The sequence below is a fragment of the Nioella nitratireducens genome, assembly GCF_001879715.1.
Lineage (GTDB): Bacteria > Pseudomonadota > Alphaproteobacteria > Rhodobacterales > Rhodobacteraceae > Nioella > Nioella nitratireducens.
This window is the reverse complement of sequence record NZ_MNBW01000050.1, coordinates 1-4,244: the sequence shown is the minus strand read 5'-3', so window position 1 is coordinate 4,244 and position 4,244 is coordinate 1. Positions and strand designations below refer to the sequence as shown.

Annotated in this window: 6 protein-coding genes; 5 read left to right on the top strand and 1 reads right to left on the bottom strand. The window is 59.2% G+C overall.

All coding sequences use genetic code 11. The features are described 5' to 3' along the window. The first annotated feature begins 788 nt into the window (after positions 1-788). From BKY27_RS19385 to BKY27_RS19365, 5 genes are all read left to right on the top strand, one after another. Positions 789-1,235 carry a hypothetical protein gene (locus tag BKY27_RS19385; RefSeq protein ID WP_071676100.1) on the top strand — a complete coding sequence of 149 codons (447 nt, stop codon included), beginning with the start codon at positions 789-791 and terminating at the stop codon, positions 1,233-1,235. Continuing rightward, entirely contained in the window at positions 1,232-2,533 is a 1,302-nt protein-coding gene (locus BKY27_RS19380; RefSeq protein WP_071676099.1) for a relaxase/mobilization nuclease domain-containing protein, read from the top strand. The genes BKY27_RS19385 and BKY27_RS19380 overlap by 4 nt, the downstream gene beginning before the upstream one ends. Positions 2,534-2,550: 17 nt before the next feature. Beyond that, a complete protein-coding gene (locus BKY27_RS19375) occupies positions 2,551-2,817 on the top strand; it encodes a hypothetical protein (RefSeq protein ID WP_071676098.1) in 267 nt (88 codons plus the stop codon). 197 nt (positions 2,818-3,014) lie between these two features. Beyond that, positions 3,015-3,206 (top strand): hypothetical protein, encoded by a 192-nt coding sequence (locus tag BKY27_RS19370; protein WP_071676097.1) that lies wholly within the window; start codon positions 3,015-3,017, stop codon positions 3,204-3,206. Between the two features lie 142 nt (positions 3,207-3,348). Beyond that, positions 3,349-3,618, top strand: a complete 270-nt coding sequence (locus tag BKY27_RS19365) for a hypothetical protein (RefSeq protein WP_199559138.1) — start codon at positions 3,349-3,351, stop codon at positions 3,616-3,618. A 68-nt stretch (positions 3,619-3,686) separates the two neighbouring features. Here BKY27_RS19365 and BKY27_RS19360 read toward each other — a convergent pair whose 3' ends face one another. Beyond that, entirely contained in the window at positions 3,687-4,103 is a 417-nt protein-coding gene (locus BKY27_RS19360; protein ID WP_407668431.1) for a zincin-like metallopeptidase domain-containing protein, read from the bottom strand. Positions 4,104-4,244 lie beyond the last annotated feature (141 nt).

Below are 4,244 nucleotides of genomic sequence, written 5' to 3'. Positions count from 1 at the left end.
TGGAAAAGCCCGGTCGCCTTCGAACGGAAAGTGGCCTAAACGAGCACTTGGGGCGGCACAAAGACGTGACAGGTCCATTCCGCCCTTGGCGGCAAACCCCCGGCCGTGGTCTACTGGCTGCGAAAAGACGAAACCCAAACCGGTCAGCAGGTGCAACGAGTAGCTTGATTTACGCCAGATCCTGTCCAACCGATGGGGAGTAGCTCAGTTCACGGGCAGTTTCGCCAAGCTCTCGCGCCACGCATCGGAGACTGCCCGTCCTTTGTCGCAGCTTTCAAACAAGCGGGCTTCTATCTGGATGATTTGGTACTGGAGCCGGTGAACTGGCTGTCCCGGACAGAACGGCAGGCGACCCACGCCGCCAGCATCGCATCACGGGCAAAGCGATTGAGGGACTACGACGCGCCGCTTGTTGTTGCCTTCATGAAAGGCAACGAAGCATCGGTCAGAGCATCTATGGAGGCATCGGGAACAAACTGCACTTTGCGCGTGGTCCCCTTTCCGGGGAACGGACGACAGGGTGAGTTTCAATCTGGCATGAAGTCGATCATGCCCGAACTGCTAGCCTAGGAAAAATGGGTTAGGATTCGACCGCAAATGACCGCCGATTACCTACGCCGTGCTTCCTATGTGCTTCCTGCACCACCGCGCCAAGCCGGACGAGATATATAAGCCATTGAAAAGTTTGGCGCACCTCGAAGGAGAAAGTTCGAACACTCTCTTCGAGGTCCTAGCTGAATGGGAGCGGCATCTCACGCAACTTGACCGTAGCGGTCAGGGGGTGCGTGATGAAAATCCCCGTCCATAATTTCAACAAGTCAGCGGCGCACTCGGCACCCAGAAAACCGACTGATGGCAAGCCGACGCCGTTCTCTTTGCGCCTCACGTTTGAAGAACGGGCGCAGCTCGAACAGGACGCAGCGGATATGTCGCTCGGCGCGTATATCCGTGAACGGCTGTTCGGTGAGGATGCTGCACCGCGCAAAACGCGCAGCAAAGCTCCCGTGAAGGATTATGAGGCTTTGGGGCGCGTTCTGGGCGCGCTCGGCTCGTCGCGTCTGTCGTCCAACCTGAACCAGCTCGCCAAAGCCGTGAATACGGGCTCCTTGCCCGTTACGCCCGAAACCGAGGCGGAACTGCGCGAAGCCTGCGCGGCGGTGCTAGTGATGCGCGAAGAGCTCCTTATGGCGCTCGGTCGCGGTATCTATCGTGACGAGCCTGGGTGCGAGCCATGATCCTCAAGGCCAAAGAACGCGGCGGCGGCGCGCAACTCGCTCGCTATCTGCTCTCGATGCGCGAAAACGATCATGTCGAGCTGCATGAGGTTCGCGGCTTTGTCAGCGATGATCTGCTGGATGCGTTTCGGGAACTCGATGCCATCGCGGCTGGCACGCGCTGCAAGAACTACATGTTCTCGGCCAGCCTCAACCCGCCTGGCGGTGCCGATCCCACCGTCGAGGATTTCGAGAGGGCTGCCGATACGGTCGAGCGCAAGCTCGGCCTCGAAGATCAGCCCCGCGCGATTGTCTTCCACGAGAAAGACGGACGGCGGCATGCTCATGTCGTCTGGTCGCGGATCGATTCCGAAAGGATGCGGGCGATCAATATCTCGCACTACAAGCTGCGCCTGCGGGATGTGTCGCGTAACCTGTTCCGCGAACATGGTTGGGAGATGCCGAAAGGCTTGCTCGATTGGCGGGAGCGCGATCCGCTCCGCTACACGCTGCAAGAATGGCAGCAAGCGCGGCGCGTCGGCCTCAACCCCAAACAAATCAAGACGCTTTTCAGGGAATGCTGGGAACACTCGAATTCAGCTTCCGCGTTCGCGCAAGCTCTCAAAGAACGCGGTTTCACGCTTGCGCGCGGAGATCGGCGCGGCTTCGTCGCTGTCGATTTTCGCGGCGAGGTCTATGCCGTGGGGCGTCAGGCAGGCGTGAAAACGAAGGATGTCGCGGAACGCCTCGGCGATCCCGAGAACCTGCCTTCGGTCGATGAAGCGCGGAAAACAATGGCGGCGCAGATGTCCGAACGCCTCAAGTACTTCGTGAGGCAGTCCGAGCTCGAAGCGGCACGTGGCCAGAAAGCGCTGGAATTCGAGCGCAGCGAAATGGCGGGGCGTCACCGTCAGGAACGGCAGATGCTCCACGATGCTCTGGAAAAGCGCTGGATCGCGGAAGCTAATGCGCGCGCGGCGCGGTTGCCGCGCGGTTTCTCGGGCGTTTGGAAACGGATCACGGGCAGTTACGCCAAGATCAGGGCGCAGAACGAGCGCGAAGCATGGGCTGCTCTTCTGCGGGATCGGGCCGAGCGCGACAAGCTGGTTGCCAGTCAGCTCGACGAACGCCGCGATCTGCAAAGGCAAATTCATGAACAACGCGAGCGGCAGCAAACCGATCTGCTCCTGCTGCGCGAGGATATCGCTCGCTACCAGGAAATGGACTTGCCCGAACGCTCCAGCCCGCACCGCGAGAAGGATCGCGAGGGGCGCAAGCGCGGACGCGATAAAGGGCGCGATTTTGGATTCGAACGATGACTGATAAGGAGAAGAACATGGAGAAATTTGACTGTATCGCCTACGTGCCGCGCCGCATCTTTGAGCTCTACGAAGCCGCATATGCGGGTACGGCGGAAACCCGTGAATGGGGAGAGGAAGCTCAGCGGATATCCCGTGAGGCAAGCGATACCGATCACTTCTACGCCGAGCGCTTCATGCTTCTGTATGAAAACCAAGACCTGCACGGGCCTGTTAAGGTCGTCGTGGTCGATGATCCGACGCTTGATCGGCTGTATCAGGTGCTGCCGCATCAGACGCATTGATCCCCCGTTCCCCTCGCACCCATCCTTCGGCTCTTCCGAAAATCATGAATGGCAGAAAGGGCTGCGTATGCGACCAAGGCGTGAAAGCCTGCTCCACTGCGTTGCGACCGTAGGTGGCCGATAACAGCCGCGTCCTGCGCCTTCCGATCCCCGAGAAGGCCCGAATTGGTCGGGTCCGAAACGAAACGGAGGATCACATGATCGCACTCATCACCATGCACGAGCTGCAAGGCTTGACGGCTCAACAACTTGGCGAATTGCACCAGTTTTTCACCTGGCTTCTCACTGAGCCTACCCTCGATGAAGCGGAGCGCCGCCATATCCTGGCAACCCTCGAAAACATCGAGCGCGCGATAGGCCAGACGACTTGGCCATCCTGTCGCCGATAGTTTCACGGCAACCCGCAGGCGGCGGGTTGCCGACATTTGTGATCGATACTCGCAAGCTTTTTGCCGAACAACCATAGCGTGACTAACAGGGAAACGTCTGGTAGTTTCGACTGAACAAACATTTGGTTAGCAAGGACAGAGCATGGATCGGAATGTATATTATTATCAGTATTATACGCCCCACGGAACGGTGAGCATTATGCCAGAACCAGAGGGACGTTGGAAAGTCATGTTCGGCGATGAGAACCTTGGCTCGTACCATTCGCCAGAGGCTGCGGCTGATGACGTGAGCGGTGGGCATACCTTTTCGCCGTCCAACGGAGTCGATCTCGGCCAGCTTGGTATCCCTGACGATCTAGGTGACTGGGATAAGAAGCTGTTTGCCAAAATTAGTCGCCTGCGTCCGTCGTAGCCAACAGAACCGATACGGATAGCGCGGCTGGCCTGAGGCCAGCCGCGAATTTTTTCAAACGTCGCCGCTTACGCGGCGACGCCCTCCTTCTGCTCGGGTTGCTGTTGAAAACTCTTCAGGAAGTCGGCTGCGCGCTGTGCATGGGCGGCGGCGCTGAAGATCGCGCGTTTGTCGTTCTTGAGAACCTTGAGCCAACTCTGGATATAGGCCGCGTGATCGGTGCCAGGCTCGGGAGTCAGCGCCAGATCGGCGCAAAGGAAGGCTGCGCCAAGCTCGGCGACCAGTTCCTCGCGGGCATAGCCTTCGTCGCCCCATGTCTTGCGCCCGAATTCGCGGTCGAGGCGCTTGGGGTGCTTTGTCCAGTGGGTCAGTTCGTGGGCAAGCGTGGCATAATACGCCTCGGGGCTGCGGAAGCTCTCGAAATGCGGCATCTGCACATGATCCGTCCCGCCGCTGTAGTGGGCAGAATTCCCGCCGTGGCGGATGTCAGCGCCTGTCGCGGCAAAGAACGCTTCCGCATGGTCGATCCGCTGCGCGGGGTCGATGATCGGTAAGCGGTGCGCCGTTCACACGTGATTGCCGTAATTCCAGGGCAGCAGCAGGTTGATATCGGTTTGTTTGTGCCC

Bases quoted from the DNA above. Each gene is read 5' to 3' on its own strand.
- BKY27_RS19380 (WP_071676099.1), top strand. From the start codon at position 1,232: ATGATCCTCAAGGCCAAAGAACGCGGCGGCGGCGCGCAACTCGCTCGC.
- BKY27_RS19365 (WP_199559138.1), top strand. From the start codon at position 3,349: ATGGATCGGAATGTATATTATTATCAGTATTATACGCCCCACGGAACG.
- BKY27_RS19370 (WP_071676097.1), top strand. From the start codon at position 3,015: ATGATCGCACTCATCACCATGCACGAGCTGCAAGGCTTGACGGCTCAA.
- BKY27_RS19375 (WP_071676098.1), top strand. From the start codon at position 2,551: ATGGAGAAATTTGACTGTATCGCCTACGTGCCGCGCCGCATCTTTGAG.
- BKY27_RS19385 (WP_071676100.1), top strand. From the start codon at position 789: ATGAAAATCCCCGTCCATAATTTCAACAAGTCAGCGGCGCACTCGGCA.